This window comes from Streptomyces sp. NPDC021020 (genome assembly GCF_044333285.1).
In the GTDB taxonomy this organism is placed as follows: domain Bacteria; phylum Actinomycetota; class Actinomycetes; order Streptomycetales; family Streptomycetaceae; genus Actinacidiphila.
The window spans coordinates 111,335-129,620 of record NZ_JBIRQQ010000010.1; the positions used below are offsets into that span (position 1 = coordinate 111,335).

At 72.5% G+C, this 18,286-nt stretch carries 16 protein-coding genes; 8 read left to right on the forward strand and 8 right to left on the reverse strand.

Going from position 1 to position 18,286, the window contains the following annotated elements; all coding sequences use genetic code 11:
- Positions 1-8 precede the first annotated feature (8 nt).
- Together ACH4SL_RS28380 and ACH4SL_RS28385 are read left to right on the forward strand one after the other, a co-directional pair.
- Positions 9-932: a 5-dehydro-4-deoxyglucarate dehydratase gene (locus tag ACH4SL_RS28380; protein ID WP_398450572.1), complete on the forward strand. Its 924-nt coding sequence runs from the start codon at positions 9-11 to the stop codon at positions 930-932.
- A complete protein-coding gene (locus tag ACH4SL_RS28385) occupies positions 929-2,197 on the forward strand; it encodes a glucarate dehydratase family protein (RefSeq protein WP_398450574.1) in 1,269 nt (422 codons plus the stop codon). Before ACH4SL_RS28380 ends, ACH4SL_RS28385 begins: the two co-directional genes overlap by 4 nt.
- A gap of 10 nt (positions 2,198-2,207) precedes the next feature.
- On the opposite strand, the gene ACH4SL_RS28390 is transcribed toward ACH4SL_RS28385, so the two are convergent.
- Positions 2,208-2,834: a YigZ family protein gene (locus tag ACH4SL_RS28390; protein ID WP_398450576.1), complete on the reverse strand. Its 627-nt coding sequence runs from the start codon at positions 2,832-2,834 to the stop codon at positions 2,208-2,210.
- Between the two features lie 105 nt (positions 2,835-2,939).
- Between ACH4SL_RS28390 and ACH4SL_RS28395 the strand changes: the two genes are divergently transcribed.
- Positions 2,940-3,347, forward strand: a complete 408-nt coding sequence (locus ACH4SL_RS28395; RefSeq protein WP_398450578.1) for a CoA-binding protein — start codon at positions 2,940-2,942, stop codon at positions 3,345-3,347.
- Between the two features lie 24 nt (positions 3,348-3,371).
- Here the strand turns inward: ACH4SL_RS28395 and ACH4SL_RS28400 are convergent, their stop codons facing one another.
- Complete coding sequence (locus ACH4SL_RS28400; RefSeq protein ID WP_398450580.1) at positions 3,372-3,902, reverse strand: YbaK/EbsC family protein; 531 nt, start codon at positions 3,900-3,902, stop codon at positions 3,372-3,374.
- A 34-nt stretch (positions 3,903-3,936) separates the two neighbouring features.
- Positions 3,937-4,743: an acyltransferase gene (locus tag ACH4SL_RS28405; RefSeq protein ID WP_398450997.1), complete on the reverse strand. Its 807-nt coding sequence runs from the start codon at positions 4,741-4,743 to the stop codon at positions 3,937-3,939.
- A gap of 135 nt (positions 4,744-4,878) precedes the next feature.
- Here ACH4SL_RS28405 and ACH4SL_RS28410 point away from each other — a divergent pair, with 135 nt between their 5' ends.
- Complete coding sequence (locus ACH4SL_RS28410) at positions 4,879-5,445, forward strand: gamma carbonic anhydrase family protein (protein WP_398450582.1); 567 nt, start codon at positions 4,879-4,881, stop codon at positions 5,443-5,445.
- 15 nt (positions 5,446-5,460) lie between these two features.
- On the opposite strand, the gene ACH4SL_RS28415 is transcribed toward ACH4SL_RS28410, so the two are convergent.
- Together ACH4SL_RS28415 and ACH4SL_RS28420 are read right to left on the reverse strand one after the other, a co-directional pair.
- Positions 5,461-6,120 (reverse strand): DedA family protein, encoded by a 660-nt coding sequence (locus ACH4SL_RS28415; protein ID WP_398450584.1) that lies wholly within the window; start codon positions 6,118-6,120, stop codon positions 5,461-5,463.
- Between the two features lie 157 nt (positions 6,121-6,277).
- Complete coding sequence (locus tag ACH4SL_RS28420; protein WP_398450586.1) at positions 6,278-6,739, reverse strand: DUF4442 domain-containing protein; 462 nt, start codon at positions 6,737-6,739, stop codon at positions 6,278-6,280.
- Between the two features lie 72 nt (positions 6,740-6,811).
- On the opposite strand from ACH4SL_RS28420, the gene ACH4SL_RS28425 reads away from it, so the two are divergent.
- Both ACH4SL_RS28425 and ACH4SL_RS28430 read left to right on the forward strand, forming a co-directional pair.
- Positions 6,812-8,023 (forward strand): hypothetical protein, encoded by a 1,212-nt coding sequence (locus ACH4SL_RS28425; RefSeq protein ID WP_398450588.1) that lies wholly within the window; start codon positions 6,812-6,814, stop codon positions 8,021-8,023.
- Positions 8,024-8,178: 155 nt separating this feature from the next.
- On the forward strand, positions 8,179-9,474 hold the full coding sequence (locus ACH4SL_RS28430) for an MFS transporter (RefSeq protein WP_398450590.1): 1,296 nt from the start codon (positions 8,179-8,181) through the stop codon (positions 9,472-9,474).
- Between the two features lie 74 nt (positions 9,475-9,548).
- On the opposite strand, the gene ACH4SL_RS28435 is transcribed toward ACH4SL_RS28430, so the two are convergent.
- The 3 genes from ACH4SL_RS28435 to ACH4SL_RS28445 form a co-directional block, all read right to left on the reverse strand.
- On the reverse strand, positions 9,549-10,457 hold the full coding sequence (locus ACH4SL_RS28435) for a spermidine synthase (protein ID WP_398450592.1): 909 nt from the start codon (positions 10,455-10,457) through the stop codon (positions 9,549-9,551).
- Between the two features lie 403 nt (positions 10,458-10,860).
- Positions 10,861-12,039 carry an elongation factor Tu gene (tuf, locus tag ACH4SL_RS28440; RefSeq protein ID WP_398450594.1) on the reverse strand — a complete coding sequence of 393 codons (1,179 nt, stop codon included), beginning with the start codon at positions 12,037-12,039 and terminating at the stop codon, positions 10,861-10,863.
- Positions 12,040-12,362: 323 nt separating this feature from the next.
- On the reverse strand, positions 12,363-12,977 hold the full coding sequence (locus tag ACH4SL_RS28445) for a flavin reductase family protein (protein WP_398450596.1): 615 nt from the start codon (positions 12,975-12,977) through the stop codon (positions 12,363-12,365).
- Positions 12,978-14,457: 1,480 nt separating this feature from the next.
- Between ACH4SL_RS28445 and ACH4SL_RS28450 the strand changes: the two genes are divergently transcribed.
- Positions 14,458-16,338: an ATP-dependent nuclease gene (locus ACH4SL_RS28450; protein ID WP_398450598.1), complete on the forward strand. Its 1,881-nt coding sequence runs from the start codon at positions 14,458-14,460 to the stop codon at positions 16,336-16,338.
- Positions 16,335-18,239, forward strand: coding sequence for a UvrD-helicase domain-containing protein (locus ACH4SL_RS28455; RefSeq protein ID WP_398450600.1), 1,905 nt, complete (start codon positions 16,335-16,337; stop codon positions 18,237-18,239). The genes ACH4SL_RS28450 and ACH4SL_RS28455 overlap by 4 nt, the downstream gene beginning before the upstream one ends.
- Positions 18,240-18,286: the final 47 nt, after the last annotated feature.

Genomic DNA, 18,286 nt, shown 5'->3' on the forward strand with positions numbered 1-18,286 from the left:
AGGCATCAATGCTCGACGGCGTGCTCTTCTTCCCGGTGACACCGTTCACCCCAGAAGATTCGGTCGATCTTCCGATTCTTTCGGAACACGTGCGGCGGGGGGTCGAGGCGGGGGCCGGCGGTGTGTTCGTCGCGTGCGGCACAGGTGAATTCCACGCCCTCGAACCGCGGGAGTACGCCGACGTGGTCCGCACCGCCGTGGCGGCGACCGGCGGCCGGGTACCGGTCTACGCCGGGGCGGGCGGCTCGCTGCCGCTGGCCCGCACCTTCGCGCGGGCCGCGGCCGAGGCGGGCGCGGACGGGCTGCTGCTCATGCCCCCGTATCTGGTGCAGGCACCCGCGGCGGGCCTGGTCGCGTACATCGAGCAGGTGACGGCGGCGACCGACCTGCCCGTCATCGTCTACCAGCGCGGCGGCGCCCGGTTCGACGTCGCCTCGGCCGTCGAGGTGGCGCGGCTGCCGAAGGTCGTGGGCTTCAAGGACGGTCTGGGCGACCTCGACCAGCTCTCCCGGATCGTCACCGCGGTGCGCGCGGACGCCGTGGCGGGTGCCAAGGACTTCCGGTTCTTCAACGGCATGCCCACCGCGGAGGGCACCGTGCCCGCCTACCGCGGCATCGGCATCGACCTGTACTCCTCGGCGGTCTTCTGCTTCGCCCCGGAGATCTCGCTGGCCTTCCACCGGGCCGTGACCACAGGCGACGACAAGGCGGTGCAGAAGCTGCTGGCGGGCTTCTTCCACCCGCTGATCGCGCTGCGCGAGCGCACCCCCGGTTACGCGGTCTCGCTGGTCAAGGCGGCGGTACGGCTCGGCGGCCTGGACGTCGGCGGGGTGCGGCCACCGCTGACCGACCCCACGCCCGGGGATCTCGCCGAGCTCGCCCGGATCGTCGAGGCGGGCCGGGCCCTGGTCGCGGCGGAGGCGGCCCGGTGAGCGGCGGCATCAGGATCACCGGCGTCGACATCACCCCGGTCGCCTTCCGCGACCCGGCCCTGCTCAACGCTGTCGGCGTGCACGAGCCGTACGCGCTGCGGGCGATCGTCGAGGTCCACACCGACCAGGGCATCACCGGCCTCGGCGAGACGTACGCCGACGAGGGCCACCTGCGCAGGCTGCACACCGCCGTCGACGTCATCACCGGCATGGACGTGCACACCCTCGGCGGCATGCACCGGCGGATCTCCGAGGCGATGGCCGGCGACACCGGCTCCGACGGCCACGGCCTGACCGGCATGATCACCAGCAGCAGCACCGCCGACCGGGTCTTCGCGCCCTTCGAGGTGGCCTGCCTGGACATCCAGGGCAAGGCGGCCGGGCTGCCGGTCAGCGACCTGCTGGGCGGCGCGGTGCGCTCCTCGGTGCCCTTCAGCGCCTACCTCTTCTACAAGTGGGCCGGCCACCCGGACGCGGAGCCCGACGCGTGGGGCGAGGCGCTCGACCCGGACGGCATCGTCGCCCAGGCGCGGAAGATGACCGACGAGTACGGCTTCGGCGCGATCAAGCTCAAGGGCGGGGTCATGCCGCCCGAGGAGGAGATCGAGGCGATCCGGGCACTGCACAAGGCCTTCCCCGACGTGCCGCTGCGGCTCGACCCGAACGCCGCCTGGACGGTGGACACCTCGGTGCGGGTCGCGCAGGAGCTGGACGGCATCCTCGAATACCTGGAGGACCCGACGCCCGGCCAGCAGGGCATGGCCGAGGTCGCCCGGCAGGCGCCGATGCCGCTGGCCACCAACATGTGCGTGGTCGCCTTCGACGAGCTGTCGTCCGCGGTGGCCCGCGACTCCGTGCAGGTCGTGCTGTCCGACCACCACTACTGGGGCGGCATGCAGCGCTCCCTGCTGCTGGCCGGCATCTGCCGCACCTTCAGCCTGGGCCTGTCCATGCACTCCAACTCCCACCTGGGCATCAGCCTGGCCGCGATGACCCACCTGGCGGCGGCCACGCCCAACCTCACCTACGCGTGCGACACCCACTGGCCGTGGAAGACCGAGGAGATCGTCGTCCCCGGTGCGCTGGAGTTCTCCGGCGGCGCGGTGCAGGTGCCGCGCACCCCGGGCCTCGGTGTCGAGCTGGACCGCGACGCGCTGGCCAGGCTGCACGAGCAGTACGTGCGCTGCGGGCTGCGCAACCGCGACGACACCGGCTACATGCAGCGCGTCGACCCCTCGTACGAGAAGAAGACGCCGCGCTGGTAGCCGCCAGGCCCTAGACGTCGACGTAGGCGCTGCCGCCCGCCTCGCAGGTGGCGGCGCCTGCCGTGACGTCGGCCAGCCAGGACGCGAACGCGGGCACGTCGTCCGCCGGGACGCCGACGGTGAAGGTCACCGCGGCGCCGTAGGCGACGTCCCGCAGCACGTGGCCGGCCGCGCGCAGGTCGTTCTCCAGCCTCCCGGCCCGCGCGTGGTCCACGACGACGGTCAGCAGCACCAGGCGGCGCCGTTCGACGGTGCCGATCTCGTCCAGCGCCGCTGACACCGCACCGCCGTACGCCCGGACCAGGCCGCCCGCACCGAGCTGGATCCCGCCGTAGTAGCGGGTGACGACGGCAACGGTGTCGCGGACCTCGCGGCCCAGCAGCACCTGGAGCATGGGCGTCCCGGCGGTCCCGCCGGGCTCGCCGTCGTCACTCGCCCGGTGCAGCCGCCCGTCGGGACCGATGACGTACGCGAAGCAGTTGTGCGTGGCCGCCGGATGAGCCTTCCGCACCTCGCGGACCACCGCCTGCGCGGCCTCCTCGTCCGCGGCGGGGGCCAGCGTGCACAGGAACCGCGAGCGCTTGATCTCACTCTCGTGCACGCCCGCGCGCGCCACCGTCAGGTAGGAGTCCGCCATCGGTCCAGACTAGGGCCCGGCGGGGAATGGCCCCGCGGCTCCCCCCGTTGACCAGGACGTACGGGCTTCGGGCGACGACGAGTGCGGCAGAGAGCGGAGGACGGCGTGTACGGCGACAGCGCGACGGTACGGCGGATCCTGAAGGACAGCGGGGACACCTGGGCGGTGGTGGGCCTGTCGAACAACACCGCGCGCGCCGCGTACGGCGTCGCCGAGGTGCTGCGGCGCTTCGGCAAGCGGGTCGTGCCCGTCCATCCGAAGGCGGAGGCCGTGGCGGGCGAGCAGGGGTACGCCTCGCTCGCCGACATCCCCTTCCCGGTGGACGTGGTGGACGTCTTCGTCAACTCCGCCCTGGCCGGGCAGGTCGTCGACGAGGCGGTCGGCATCGGCGCGAAGGCGGTGTGGTTCCAGCTCGGGGTGGTGGACGAGGCCGCCTACGACCGGGCGCGGGAGGCGGGGGTGGAGATGGTCATGGACCGCTGCCCCGCCATCGAGATCCCGCAGCTGGACTGACCGCCGGGCGGCGCCCGGGGGCGTTCAGACGCCGAGTCCTTCGAGCACCACCGCGTTCGGCAGGTCGGCGAGCAGCTTGCCGGGCACGATGAGCTTGCCGCGGCGCGCGCCGCTGCCGATGAGCACCCACGGGGTGGCCGGCACCGCCGGGTCGATCAGCAGCGGCCAGTGCGCGGGCAGCCCGACCGGGGTGATGCCGCCGTACTCCATGCCGGTCTCGCCGGTGGCCGTCTCCATCGCGGCGAAGGACGCCTTGCGGGCGCCCAGGTGCCGCCGCACCGCGCCGTTGACGTCGACCCGGGTGGCGGACAGCACCACGCAGGCCGCGAGCGTGACGTCCTGCCCGCGCTTGCCCGCGACGACCACGCAGTTGGCCGACGCCTCCAGCAGTCCCTCGCCGTAGGTGGCGGCGAAGACGGCGGTGTCCGCCTTCTCCGGGTCGCTGTCGACGTGCAGCATCTCGGCGGTGACGGCCGCCGCGACCGGCGGCGGCAGCAGCTCGCGGCGGTCGGTGGCGGGCTGGGCGTCGTCGAAGTCTCCGATGGGGGCGCGCATGCCGCGAATCTAGCAAAGGGGGCGGCCCGCCCGCTCAGGCCGGCTGCGGGAACTCGTCCGCTCCCGGGCGCAGTTGCCCGACCGCCTCGTCCGGCACCTCGACCAGCGGCACCCCGGGGGCGGGGGTGCGCAGCGGGGGCTGCCAGGCCTCGGCGCCGGCGTCCCAGCGCCGTACGACACGGGCCGGCGCTCCCGCGACGACCGCGTAGTCCGGGATCTCGCCGCGGACGACGGAGCCCGCCGCGACGACGACGTTGCGGCCGAGCTTCGCGCCGGGGAGGATCACGCAGTTGGCGCCGAGCCAGCTTCCGGCGCCGATCTCCACGGGCGCGGTGCGCGGCCACTGCTCGCCGACCGGCCGGGTGATGTCGTCGTAGGAGTGGTTGATGCTGGTCAGGTAGACGTTGGGGCCGCAGTAGACCTTGTCGCCGATCGTGATGGGCGCGAGCGCGACCACGTGGCTGTCGCGGCCGAGCACGACGCCGTCGCCGAGCCGCAGCACCGGGCCGGGACCGTAGTCGGGCGGGGGGTGGCCCGGGGGCGCGGCCTCGGGCGGCAGCAGGCCGACGGTGAGGGTGACCTGCTCGCCGATGATGCAGCAGTCGCCGAGGTGGATCCAGCGCTCCCCGAAGACGGTGCCCTGCGGGTGCGCGAGCCGGGTGCCGGGCCCGATACGGCCGAAGCGCAGCGGGCCGGGGCGCTCGGCGGTGACGGCCGCGGTGTCGTGGACCCAGCGCCAGGCGCGGTGCGCGAGCCGCGACACCGCGCGCCGCCGCCACGCCGCGAAGCCGCGGCCGCCGGGCGCGGGCGCTTTCGCGGCGGCGTCGGCGTCGGCGTTCACGTCACCGTTCGCCTTCGCACTCGCGTCACCGTTCGCGTCCGCGGTCGCGGAAAAGAACACGTTCTCATTCCTGGGCACGCAGTCACCGTATACGGTGCCGGGGAAGATCGGCGGACGGCATGAGGGTGTGGGCGGATGGCGGAGCGGGCGGACGGGCAGGGGCAGCGGGCCGGGGCGCTGGTCGCGGGCATTCTCGGCGTGGCGCCGCAGATCGACCCGGGCGCGTACACGGCGCCGACCTCCGTGGTGCTCGGGCGGGTGACGCTGGGCGCGGGGGCGAGCGTCTGGTACCACGCGGTGCTGCGCGGCGACTGCGAGTCGATCACCGTCGGGGCCGGGTCCAACGTCCAGGACAACTGCTCGGTGCACGCCGACCCGGGCTTCCCCGTGGTGGTGGGCGAGAACGTGTCCGTCGGGCACAACGCGGTGCTGCACGGGTGCACGGTCGAGGACGGGGTGCTGATCGGGATGGGCGCGACCGTACTGAACGGCGCGCGCATCGGTGCCGGCTCGCTGGTGGCCGCGCAGGCGCTGGTGCCGCAGGGGATGCAGGTCCCGCCGGGCTCGCTGGTCGCCGGGGTGCCCGCGCGGGTGCGGCGCGAGCTGACCGAGGAGGAGCGGGCGGTGGTGCGGCTCAACGCCGAGCACTACGTGGCGCTCGCCGAGGTGCACCGGGAGGCCGTCGGGGACGGGCGGGACTGAGCGGGCGGGGCGGGGCTACTCGGCGGGCGCCGCGGCGACCTCGGCCTCTTCGGCGGGCGCGGCTTCCATCTCCGCCTGCACCTTCGCCGCGCGCCGCTTGACCAGGACGAGCGAGCCGATGCCGAAGAGCACCGCGACGCCCAGCCCGACGTAGCCGAAGCGCTTGAGCCACGGCTCGGCGACCTGGCCCACGTAGTAGATGACGGCGGTGATGCCGCCCGCCCACACGATGCCGCCCAGCGCGTTGGCGATCAGGAAGCGGCCGTAGGGCATCTTGAGCACGCCCGCGAGCGGCCCGGCGAAGATCCGCAGCAGGGCGACGAAGCGGCCGAAGAAGACCGCCCACATGCCCCAGCGCTGGAAGGACCGCTCGGCGGTGGCCACGTGGCCCGGCGAGAAGTGCGAGGGGAAGCGTCTGCCGAGCCGTTCGAGCAGCGGTTTGCCGCCCTTGCGGCCGATCGCGTAGCCGATCGAGTCGCCGGCGACCGCTCCGACGATGGCGCAGATCCCGACCAGCCAGGGGTTGGCGTTGCCCTGCGACGACATCAGCGCCGCGGTCATCAGCACGATCTCGCCCGGCAGCGGGATGCCCAGGCTCTCCAGGCCGACCACCAGACCCACCATCAGGTAGACGGCCACCGGCGGGATGCCGTCGAGCCAGTCCTGCACATGCACAGGAGGTCCCTCCCCACGACGACGGTCGAACGTGCGCTCCCGGCGCACTCCCAGGAAGCCTAACCGACCGGACGGGCGAACCGGCCCGGGCCGCCGTGCGTTCCGGCCGGTCAGCTCGGTCCGGCCCGGTCCGGCGGGGCCCCCGGGGCGCCGGCGCTCAGCTGTTGGGACGCAGCGTCCAGACGATGGTCATGTGCGAGGTCTCGGCGCCGTCCTCGCGGCGCACCGACACCTCGACGGGGAATTCCGGCCGGGTACCCGCGTCCAGCTCCGCGACGACCTCGGCGGCGGGGCGGCCGAGCACCGCGGTGGCGGTCAGCGGGCCGCGCGCGAGCTTGGTCCAGCCGATCTCGGCGCGCACCGGGAGCGGTACGGCCCGGCCCAGCTCGGCGGCGAAGGCGCCGATCACGACGGCCCCGCTCGCGGACTCGGCGAGGGTGAACATCGCGCCGGCGTGCGGGCCTGCGACGTGGTTGTGGTACTCGGGGTCGTCGGGGAGCGCGAGCACCGCGCGCTCGGCGGTGGTCTCCAGGTACTCCAGCCGGAGCGTGCGGACCATCGGCACGGTGGCCGTGAGGAATGCGCCTATGGAAGCCGGCGTCGGCAAGGTCTCGGACATGCCCGGATGTTACCAGCCAGTAGGGCCATCCGGCGTGGAACCGCGGAGCCCGCTCCCCTAGTGTTTCCAGCCATGTGGCCAGGAGACCAGCAGGCCGGGGGACAATCCGGCGGAGAGCAGTACCCAGCGGGCAATTCCCCGCAGCAACCCCAGGGGCCGTACGGTCAGCCGCCGAATCCGTACGCGCAGCCCGGTTACCAGCAGCCGGGTTACCCGCAGTCCGGTCAGCCGCCGGCGCAGCCGCCCGGGCCGCCCGTACAGCCCGGTCAGCCGCCGGCGCAGCAGCCGTACCCGCCGACCCCGGGGTACGGCGCCCCGTCGCCGTACGCCCAGCCCGGCTACCAGCAGCCGGGTCCGCAGCCCGGCTACTCGGCACCGGGGCAGCCCGGTCCGATCGGCTACCCCACGCCGCAGCCCTTCCCCGGCGGGCCCGGGGGCGGGCAGCCGCCGGGCCGCAACAAAACCACGATCGCGATAGCCATCGGCGCCGCCCTCGCGGTGATCGCGGCCGTCGTGGTGACCGTCGTCCTCGTCGGCAAGGACGACGGCAAGAAGACCGACGCCCACGACACCACCTCGCCCAGCGTCTCCGCGAGCTCCGCCACGCCCACCGCCACCCCGACGCCCACCGCGACCGGCACCATGGAGGCCGGGGGCGGTGACGACGACGAGGACGACCCGCGCGGCCCCGCGGGCTCCACCGACGTGCAGCCGGTCATCGCCGGCTGGAAGGTCGTCAAGCGCGGTGAGCGCAACTCCGCCTTCGACGTGCCGCCCGGCTGGACGGTCGGCAGCGAGTCCATGAGCATCGGCTACGGGGACGACGCAGGAGACCCGCAGGTCATCGTCGGCGCCCCCGCGTACTACATGGAAGACACCTGCAAGGACGGCAAGATCACCGCCAGCAACGCCACCGCTGGCACCAAGGGCGGCGCGGGCGCGGCGAGCCTGCAGGCCGCCGCCGAGAACGAGGCCAGGGCCTGGGCGAAGTACGCCTTCCAGGAGAAGGACAAGGGCACCGTCTCCCCGGCCCTCAACAGCAAGGCCTTCCACAACTCTCACGGCATCACCGGCTGGCAGGCGCAGGCCACGACGACGAACGTGCCCAAGGCCAACAAGTGCTCGTCGAACGGCATCGCCTACGCCGTCGCGTGGCTGGACCCCGCGCAGAAGACCCCGACCCCGATCGTGTGGGTGCTGTGGGCCAGGACCGGCGTCCCCGGGCAGCTCGCGCAGTCGGTGGTCGACCAGATCATGTCCACGATCCGGCCGATCAAGCAGTGAGCCGCCGCCCGCTCGCGCGGGCGTGCGGCTGAGCGGTTCGCCGGTGGCCTTCCCGTCCGCCGGCGGACCGCGCGGTGAAGGGTTTACCGGACCGTCCGGTAATCGGTCCGGTAAACCGTTTGGCAGGACGGCGGGGATACGGCGATAGTCCCCGGATGACTGCAGACGACCGGGGCGGCCGCCTCGGCTTCCCACCCTGGGCGGGACGCGACTTCCGGCTCCTGGTGAGCGCCTCCTTCATCACCGGCGCGGGCAACGCGGGCGCGACGATCGCCGCGGCCTTCGCGGTCATCGAGGCGGGCGGCAGCGCCACGGACGTGGGCGTCGTCGCCGCGGCCCGCACGCTCGCGATGGTCGTGCTGCTGCTGGTCGGCGGCGCGCTCGCGGACCGGCTGCCGCGGCAGCACGTGATGGCCGTCGCCAACCTCGTCAACGCGGTCTCGCAGGCGCTCTTCGCCGCCCTGGTCCTGACCGGCCACCCCGCGCTGTGGCAGATGGCCGCGCTGACCGCGGTCGGCGGCGGGGCGCACGCGTTCTTCGCCCCCGCGGCCCAGGGCCTGGTGCTGGCCACCGTCGAGGCCGGGCACGCGGGCCCGGCCATCTCCGTCTACCGGCTGTCCAGCAACGCCGCCACCGTCGGCGGCGCGGCCCTCGGCGGCGCGCTGGTCGCCGCGGTCGGCGCCGGGTGGGTGCTCGCCGTCGACGCCGCGGGCTTCGTGGTCGCGGCGGCGCTGCGCGCCCGTATCGACACCGGCGGCGGCGCCCGGCTGCCACGCACCGGCGGGGTGCTCGGCGAGCTGCGCGAGGGCTGGCGCGAGGTCGTCGCCCGGCCGTGGCTGTGGGGCATCGTCGTGCAGTTCTCCGTCGTCAACGGCATGGTCACGGCGGTCGAGTCGGTCTACGGCCCGCTGGTCTCCCGCGACCACCTCGGCGGCGCGGGCCCCTGGGGCCTGGCGCTGGCCGCGGGCGGGCTCGGGACGGCGTGCGGGGCGGTGCTGATGATGCGCTGGAAACCGCGCCGGGTGCTGCTCGTGGGCACCCTGTGCGTCTTCCCGCTCGCGCTGCCGGGCGCCGCGCTCGCCCTGCTGCTCCCCGCGTGGACGCTGGCGCTGGTGATGTTCACGGGCGGTGTCGCTATCGAGGTCTTCGCGGTCGGCTGGATGCTGGCGATGCACCAGGAGATCCCGGAGGACCTGATGTCGCGGGTCGCCGCGTACGACTGGCTGGGCTCGGTCGCCATGACCCCCCTCGCGGTGGCCGCGGCCGGCCCCGCGGCGTCCGCCTTCGGCCTGCGGCCCGCGCTGTGGGGGTCGTCCGCGCTGGTCGTGCTGCTGACGGCGCTGGTGCTGCTGCTCCGCGACGTCCGCACCCTGCGGCTGGCGCGGCCGCACCCGTCGCCGTCACCGGTGCGCGTCCCGGCGCGGGAGGCGGAGGAGGGGCGGGCGGCGTAAGGGGTGCGGGGGGTTGAGCGGGCGGACTGGGGTACGGACGGGCGTCCTCTGTACGGCGGGCGGCGGGCCGCGGGTCAGCCGACGGTGAAGGCGCCCGCCGGGGGCGGCGGGGACGAGGTTGCGGAGGCGTCCGTGACAGGGGTCGCGCCGCGCGCGAGGCGGGCCAGGTCGGGGCCGTGGACGACGCGCGCGGGGAAGGCGTCGGCGGCGCACAGCCGGGCCAGTTCGGCGACGGGCAGCGGGCGGCGGCTCGCCGCGAGGACGGCGTTGCCGTAGCGCCGGCCGCGCAGCACCGCGGGTTCCGCCAGCACGCACACGTCGCCCACGTCGCCGCCGTCCGGAGCGGACGCCGCGAGCGCGGCCCGTACGGTGGCCAGCTGGGAGCGCAGGAAGGCGAAGGGCGCGGCGTCGGCGAGGTTGGCGACGTAGAGGCCGCCGGGGCGCAGGACGCGCAGCGCGTCCCGTACGAACTCCACCGAGGTCAGGGCGGCGGGCACGGTGGCGCCGCCGAAGACGTCGGCCACGACGAGGTCGGCCGTGCCGGACCCGGCGGCGGCGGTCCACGCGCGGGCGTCGGCGGTGTGCACGGCCGGGGCGGGCTCGGGCAGCGGCAGCACCTCCGCGACGAGGGCGGCGAGCGGCCCGTCCGCCTCGACGACCTGCTGCCGCGCGCCGGGCCGGGTGCGGGCGAGCCAACGCGGCAGCGTCATCGCGCCGCCGCCGAGGTGCACCGCGTCCAGCGGCTCCGCGCCGGGGAAGGCGGCGTCGACGGCGTACGCGATCCTGCGCACGTACTCGAATTCGAGGTGGGCCGGGTCGTCGAGGTCCACGTACGACTGCGGGGCGCCGTCCACGGTGAGCAGCCAGGCGCGGTCGCGGTCGATGTCGGGGAGCAGGCGGGCGGTGCCGAAGTCGGTCTCGCGCGTCACCGGCGCGGGGCCGGGGTCGGGGCCCGGTCCGCGGGGGTCCTCGTGGTGGTCCATCGGGCTATTGTCGCGCGGCCGGTGCGGGGGGTTACGGCTGGTGCGTACGGCGCGGCCGACGCGGGCGGTTCGCCTCCGGAGCGGCGGCTCGGCCACCCACGCGGGCGCTCGCAGCCAGCGCCCGGGGCCTGCGGCGCGGCCGACGCAGGCGATTCACCTCCGGAGCGGCGGCTCGGCCACCCACGCGGGCGCTCGCAGCCAGCGCCCGGGGCCTGCCACCGGTGCCTGCGGCACGGCCGACGCAGGCGATTCACCTCCGGAGCGGCGGCTCGGCCACCCACGCGGGCGCTCGCAGCCAGCGCCGAGGTACGGCCCGCCGCTGCCCGGTACGGGTGACCGTACCGGGCAGCGGCGGGGGCCGGACCACCGGCCCGGGGGTCCGGCCCCCGCCGTCGCCGTCCGCTCAGAGCAGCGCGGTCACCGTGCCCGCGCCGACCGTGCGCCCGCCCTCGCGGATGGCGAAGCCGAGTCCCGGCTCCAGCGGCAGCGCGCGGCCGAGGTCGACGGTGACCTCGGCGGTGTCGCCGGGCAGCGCCATCGGGACCTCGCCGAGGTCGACGTCGCCGACCACGTCCGCGGTGCGGATGTAGAACTGCGGCCGGTAGCCCGAGGTGATCGGGGTGTGCCGGCCGCCCTCCGCCGCGGGCACGATGTAGACGCGCGCGGTGAAGCGACGGTGCGGGCTGACGCTGCCCGGCGCCGCGACGATGTCGCCGCGCCGCACCTGCCCGCGCTGCACCCCGCGCAGCAGCAGCGCCACGTTGTCGCCGGCCTGCGCGGAGTCCATCGGCTTGCCGAAGGTCTCCAGGCCGGTGACGACGCTGGTGAGCGGCTCCCCGTCGGCCGTGTGCAGCTCGACGCGGTCGCCGGGCGCGACCGCGCCGCGCTCGACCGCGCCGGTCACGACGGTGCCGCGCCCGGTGATGGTCAGCACGTTCTCGACCGACAGCAGGAACGGCGCGTCGGTGTACCGCACCGGCACGGGCACGTACGCGTCGACCGCGTCCAGCAGCTCGCCGATCGCGGCCGTCCACCGCGGGTCGCCCTCCAGCGCGCGCAGCCCCGACACCCGTACGACCGGCAGCTCGTCGCCCGGGAAGCCGTGCGCGCCCAGCAGCTCGCGCACCTCCAGCTCGACCAGGTCGGTCAGCTCCGGGTCCCCCGCGTCGGCCTTGTTGAGCGCGACAACGATGTGCCGGACACCGATCTGCCGGGCCAGCAGCACGTGCTCGGCGGTCTGCGGCATGACGCCGTCGAGCGCCGAGACGACCAGGATCGCGCCGTCCAGCTGGGCCGCGCCGGTGATCATGTTCTTCACGTAGTCGGCGTGGCCGGGCATGTCGACGTGCGCGTAGTGCCGGCCCGCCGTCTCGTACTCGACGTGCGCGATGCTGATGGTGATGCCGCGGGCCGCCTCCTCCGGCGCCCGGTCGATCCGGTCGAACGGCACGAAGGTGCCGGTGCCGCGGTCGGCCAGGACCTTGGTGATGGCCGCGGTGAGGGTGGTCTTGCCGTGGTCGACGTGCCCCATCGTGCCGATGTTGAGATGCGGCTTGGTGCGCACGTACGCCTGCTTGGACATGACGGTGTCTCCTCCTGGGACGCCGGGTGAGTCGAGAACCCCTGGCCGGGCCGACCCTCCCCGTGCGGGGTCCCACCGGACGTCGGTCCGGGGAGGGTCAGCGTCGGGCGCCGTCGAAGGATGCGTGTGCGTTCCGGCCGGCCGGGGCGGCGTTCGCGCCCGGGGCGGAGCAGGCAGCCTTCGACGCCGCGACCGCTGCCGCGGTGGCGTCTGCGAGGAAGGCGAGCCGGAACATGCCCCGATCATGGCCCGCGCCCCCGCCCGGCGTCGAACGGTTTTCGCCCCCGCCCCCCTACCGCCGTCCCCTCACCGCTGCCGCCCCGTCAGCGGCGGCGCCCCTCCTCCCACTCCCGCACGGGGATCCGGGCGATCTCCAGCACCTCCCCGAGGGTGCCCCACTCGTCCTTGCCCATCCGCGTGAGCGGCCGCAGCCGCTGGACGTCCGGATGCCCCTCCACCAGCACCGCCTCGGACACCGCCGCATGCACGACCCGCCCGAACACCACGGTGGAGTCCCCCAGCCGTACGGTGCTGTGCAGCTCGCACTCCAGCGCCACCGGCGACGCCGCCACCCGCGGCGGCTTCACCCGCGCACTCGGCTCCCGCGCGATCCCCACCTCGTCGAACTCGCTGACCCCGTGCGGGAAATCCGTCCCCGTCGCGTTGATCTCCTCGAAGAGGTGCTCGGGCGCGAGATTGACCACGAACTCCCCCGTCTCCTCGACATTCCGCAACGAGTCCTTCCGCCCGACGGAGGTGAACTGCACGACCGCCGGATCGACGCAGGCGACCGTGAAAAAACTGTGCGGGGCGAGGTTGTCCGTCCCCGCCGCCGACGTGGTGGACACCCAGGCGATGGGCCTGGGCACCACGGTCGCCGTGAGGAGCCTGTAGAACGCGTTCCGGCCGAGCTGCTCAGGATCGAAATCGATACGCATGCGCCCCAGTATCCCCGCGAGCGCGGGCGAGCCTGACGACGGATCGCAGAAGGCCGTCCGCCCGGACGGGTCGATCGACCGGGCCGTCATCCGCCCCAAGTTCCGCCGGCAAGGTGGGGCTGACGGAGGACGACTTCTTCCAACTCGTGAGAACGCTCAACCGCAAGATCTCCTCGCTCCAGGCGACCCTGGCCGCGCGCGACCCCGCGAACGCTGCGACGGACCGAGTCAGCGACGCAACCGGGTGCATACGCCAACGCCTCCGCCCAGCCTGGAAAACCTCCGAAGAACTCGCCCCCTGACCGTGGGTGGTCCCCCGCGTGTACGGGGGACCACCCACACCTCACGACGCCAACCAGAAGAGAACCCTCCTCAACCGGGCCGCCCTCTCCTCACTCGGGATTGCGAACTGCAGAGTGAGGGATATCGACGGACTTGCTCGAAACCTGATTCTCCGCTGAGGCATGGCGTAACCATGCAGGTCAAATACAAGGAGACGGCCCGCGGCGGCCTCGCCGTCAACGTCATCGAGTGCTGACCGTGTAGCGCCTGAGCTGGTGTTTCTCTCCTTTCAGCTCTGTCGGAGCCTTCCGCGCTTGTACAGCGGAAAGTCCCTCGAAAGTCCCTCCGACAGAGCTGAAAGTCCCTGCAAAGTCCCTGGCTCCGAGGAGACCACGGGCTCGGGCGTTGCACACTGCCGCACGTGCGAACCCGAGGCCGACGGACTGTGAGTCGCCCGGAACCCGTGCCGGAGGATGACGCGTAGTCCACCACAGTCCTATCCGTGCGGGTCAAGGAAGTGAGCCCGTCCGCCGCACGGCCCGTGGTCCCACCGGGTCCAACGGCGTCCAGGCTCACACCGGGCTCACAAGTGCCCGCATCGGGGCCCTTGGAGGCCAACAACTGACTTTGCTTCGATTACCCGAGCGGCAGGTCACTCGTGCGTACTTGGTGCGAAACTTCGAGGAGCACGGGAACCGAAGGGTCCAGAGAGTGGCGAATACGCAGACGAACGGCAAGGGAATCACAAAGACTCCCTGAAAGCCCAGGTCACGAAGGTTCTCCCCGTGCAGGCGGGGGGTGGTCCCCGATCAATCCCGAGACCGCACTCGCTCTGGCAGTCCGACTGGGGAACTCGCTCACCCAAGGGCGCACCGTAGATGATCTCTGACTGGTGGAGATGCAATCGGCTTGCGTTCCGGCCTCCGCTGTCGGTCGAAGTGGACCTTGTACACAGCGATGCCGGGCGTTGCGTGGGTGGGCGCGCTCCCCCTTTCAGACGGCGGCCCGCCGTTCGGGGTCCGGTGCTTGCTCCCTTCTTTGATCCGGTTGCCCCCGCAATCTTCCGGATTCTCCCGGGCGGCGAGCCCGGAGAGCGTAGGATCCCGAAAATATCGATCACGGGCCGCGCGCAGCCCGGGGGGCTCCTTCCCGGAGAATGAGGGGCGCCGCGGCCCCAGCAGCAGGGGAATTTGTGTACTTGGCACATCTTCGGGTCGAGAACTTCCGGGTCTTCGGAGCCACGGCCCAGAGCGAAGACGAGTCGGACGCGTCGCTGGACTTGTCGTTCACGGCAGGGACGAACGTGCTCGTCGGCGAGAACGACAGCGGGAAGACGGCGATCATCGACGCGATTCGGCTGTGCCTGCAGACCGCGGCGACCGACTACTACCGCGTTTCTCAGGATGACTTCCACCTCGGGGAGGCCGGGCGGGCCGAGACCTTCACCATCGTGTGCGGGTTCACCGACCTGTCGACCGAGGAGCAGGCGGTCTTCCTGGAACTGCTCACCCACGACAACGACGGCGCCGCCTGGCTCTGCGTGACGTTCAAGGCCCAGCGGATGGACCCGGTCCGGAACCGGGTCTCGGTCACCACACGGACAGGACCGGACGGCAACGGCCCAGCTCTGGACGGCGCTGCACGCGAACTCCTGCGCGCCACCTACCTGCGCCCTCTGCGCGACGCGGAGGCGGAACTGCGCTCGGGCCGCGGATCACGGCTGTCCCAGATCCTCGCCGGCTATCCGGCGATGAAGAACCAGGGCGTCGACGACTTCGACCCCGCCAGCGAGGACCCTCCGTCGACGCTGGTGGGGATCCTGCGCCGCGCCGAGGACGACATCCGGCGCAACGCCGCAGTCGCGGACGTGAGCCAGGACATCAACTCGGCTTACCTGCAGCGGTTCGCCATCGGAGACGACGTCCTACGCGCCAAGATCAGCGTCGCCACCGACGCGACGCTGGCTCGCGCGCTGGAACGGCTCGAACTGAATCTCTTCGCCAAGTCCGACGAGTGGACGCGCCGCGGGCTCGGCTACAACAACGCCTTGTTCATGGCCGCGGAGCTTCTCCTGCTGGGGAAGAGCGAGCTGGCGCCCCTGCTGCTGATCGAAGAGCCCGAGGCGCACCTCCACCCACAGCTCCAGACCCGGATCATGGACCTGCTCCGCGACAAGGCCAACGGGCCGCAGGAAGGCGGCGGGGCCCCGGTCCAGGTCATCCTCACCACCCACAGCCCCAACCTCGCCTCCTCGGCGTCCGTCGAGTGCCTGACCCTCGTCGTCCGGGGCCGCACCTTCCCGCTGCGGCCCGGCATCACGCGCCTGACCAGTGAGGACTACGCGTTCCTGACCCGGTTCCTGGACGTCACCAAGGCCAACATGTTCTTCGCCCGGGGTCTGGCCATGGTCGAGGGCGACGCCGAGGCGATCTTCCTCCCGGCTCTCGCCGCCGCCCTGGGGAGGCCCTTCAACGAACACGGCGTCAGCGTGGTCAACGTCGGCCACGTCGGCCTGTTCCGGTACAGCCGCGCCTTCCAGCGCGTCGGCGAGCAGATACCCGTTCCCGTCGCCTGCATCCGCGACCGCGACCTCGTCCCCGCCGGCACCCCGGATAAGGTGCGGGGCAAGCTGAAGTGCTGGAACGATATGACAGAGCAAGAGGTCGCCGACCACGTCACTGGCCTTACCAGTGACGACGGTGGGCCGGTGAAGACCTTCGTGTCGAACTGGTGGACCCTGGAGTACGACCTCGCTGCTGCCTCCCCGACCATGGCCAAGCTGATGCACCGCGCGGTCAAACTCGCATCCGTCGCAGAGCGGTCCTGGCCGGACACCGCCAAGACCGCGCAGGTCATCGCACAGGCCGACGAGGACATCGCCGAGTGGGAAGGCCAGGGCCTGGCACGGGAGCAGATTGCCCTGAAAATCTACAGCCCGCTCAAGCTCAACAACGCCAGCAAGTCGATCGCCGCGCAGTTCGCCGCGCAGCTCCTCGTCACTACCCCACTGGAAGAAAGTGACGTCCCGCCCTATCTGGTCGACGCTTTCAAGCACCTGTGCGGGGAGGTGGCCCCGTGACCGGCACCTACTCGCCCGACGTCTTCGCCACGCACAAGGTGGAGGCCATGGTCAAGCTCCTCGGACTCGACCCACTCGACGACGAACAGTGGGACTTCCTCCGGAGCGAGACCACGCAGGACCTCCAGGCCGCTCCGGGGTCGGGCAAGACCACCTTGATCGGGCTCAAGCTCGCCCTCATGGCCGACGCATGGACCTCCGCGACGCGCGGGATCTGCGTGCTGTCGCACACCAACACGGCCAAGAACGAGATCGCCGACCGGGTGGCCTCCCTCACCGCGGGGCGGAGTTTGCTGCGCTACCCGCACTTCATCGGCACCATCCAGTCCTTCGTGCACACCTTCCTCGCGCTTCCGGCGGTACGAACCAAAGGCGTCGAGGTCCGATCCGTCGACGACACCGCCTTCGCGACCGCAGCGGAGCGTCTCCTGCAACTACCCAACTACTCCACTCTGCGCAGCTACGTGGAACGCCAGCACGGCGGCACCCACATCGTCACCGGGGCGACCTTCGCCTACAAGGGCGGCGCACTCGTAGTCACCGGCGCGACCAGGGAACTCCCCTTCCGCGCCGATTCTAAGAGCGGCCAGCAGCTGTCCAACCTCAAGCGGACGCTGGCCAGTAGGGGCGTCTTCCGTTACCAGGACATGTACGCCATCGCCCAGCAGTACCTCGCCGAGCACCCCGGCATCGTTCCGGCCGTATCTACACGCTTCCCGTTCGTTCTCCTCGACGAAATGCAGGACACCAGCGCCACCCAGCACGAACTGCTGGCCCTCGTATTCGCCTCCTCACCCACCGTGGTGCAGCGCGTCGGCGACACCAACCAGGGCATCTACAGTGACGCCGGCGCCGTGAGCGGGTCCGCCTCGGCGTTCCCGCTGACCGGCACCCAGGAGCTGCCCGTCAGCCGCCGCTTCGGACCGCAGATCGCGGCAGTGGCCAGCCGCCTGGCGGTCCGACGTCCCCAGCAGATCCGTGGGGCCGGCCCCGAGGGCAAGGTGGCGGTACTGCTGTTCGACGAGGCCACGGTGCTCGATGTCGTACCGACCTTCGAACGCATGGCTGCCACGATCCTCCCCGAGGACGTCCTTCTCAGACGCCCGCCGCGTGTGCTGGGCGCACGGATGAACCCGGGAAGCTCCCCCGCCCGCCCACAGTCGATCTCCTGCTACCTGCCCGGCTACACGCCGCCCGGCCGCCCAACCGCCCACCGCGCCCTGATCGACGCGGCCCGCGCGGCAGCGACCCAATGGAGGTCCGGCGCGGACAACCAGGAAACAGCCGCTGAGCTGTGGAACGCCCTACGCGCGTCCTTCACGCCGCTGACCGGCGAAGGAATACCGGCGCTGGGCCGCCTGGAGAGATCCGCAGCGACCCCCGGCGGCAGGGTGCGTATTCTGCTGCGCGAACTCCTCGCCCACGGAACCACGTTCGACGAGGCGAACTGGGGCATGATCACCGAACAACTGACTGTCGAGATGAAGCTGCTCACCGACGGGCCGCTGAAAACCGTCGGCTTGGAGTTCACCCCCGCGGCCGAGTTGGCCGCCACAACGGGCGGTGTTCCCCAGATCTCCGCCGCAGCGCCAGTGGCGCGGGCGGTACCCGGGACTATCCAGAGCGCGAAGGGTGAGACCCATGCGGCGACGCTGATCCTGGAGTGCCTGGAGAAGGGCGGCCGGAAGTTCGACGTGAGTGAAGCACTCCGCATGGTCGCCTTGGGGAGCGACCCTCGAAGTGAGCTGAAGAGCGTCCAGGCCGCCGCGCAGCTCGTTTTCGTCGGGGCCTCGCGCCCCACCCACCTGCTCGTGCTCGCCGCCCACCGGGACCGCGGCAAGCAGCACGCGGAGACGATGATCGACGCAGGCTGGGACATCCGTGACCTCGCCGAACACTGAGCACCTGCATCCGCCTCGCCAAGGCCGTACCGCCCGCTGACCGGGGA

Bases quoted from the DNA above. Each gene is read 5' to 3' on its own strand.
- ACH4SL_RS28445 (WP_398450596.1), bottom strand. From the start codon at position 12,977: ATGCGTATCGATTTCGATCCTGAGCAGCTCGGCCGGAACGCGTTCTAC.
- ACH4SL_RS28380 (WP_398450572.1), top strand. From the start codon at position 9: ATGCTCGACGGCGTGCTCTTCTTCCCGGTGACACCGTTCACCCCAGAA.
- ACH4SL_RS28400 (WP_398450580.1), bottom strand. From the start codon at position 3,902: ATGCGCGCCCCCATCGGAGACTTCGACGACGCCCAGCCCGCCACCGAC.
- ACH4SL_RS28420 (WP_398450586.1), bottom strand. From the start codon at position 6,739: ATGTCCGAGACCTTGCCGACGCCGGCTTCCATAGGCGCATTCCTCACG.
- ACH4SL_RS28430 (WP_398450590.1), top strand. From the start codon at position 8,179: ATGACTGCAGACGACCGGGGCGGCCGCCTCGGCTTCCCACCCTGGGCG.
- tuf (WP_398450594.1), bottom strand. From the start codon at position 12,039: ATGTCCAAGCAGGCGTACGTGCGCACCAAGCCGCATCTCAACATCGGC.
- ACH4SL_RS28410 (WP_398450582.1), top strand. From the start codon at position 4,879: ATGGCGGAGCGGGCGGACGGGCAGGGGCAGCGGGCCGGGGCGCTGGTC.
- ACH4SL_RS28425 (WP_398450588.1), top strand. From the start codon at position 6,812: ATGTGGCCAGGAGACCAGCAGGCCGGGGGACAATCCGGCGGAGAGCAG.
- ACH4SL_RS28435 (WP_398450592.1), bottom strand. From the start codon at position 10,457: ATGGACCACCACGAGGACCCCCGCGGACCGGGCCCCGACCCCGGCCCC.
- ACH4SL_RS28390 (WP_398450576.1), bottom strand. From the start codon at position 2,834: ATGGCGGACTCCTACCTGACGGTGGCGCGCGCGGGCGTGCACGAGAGT.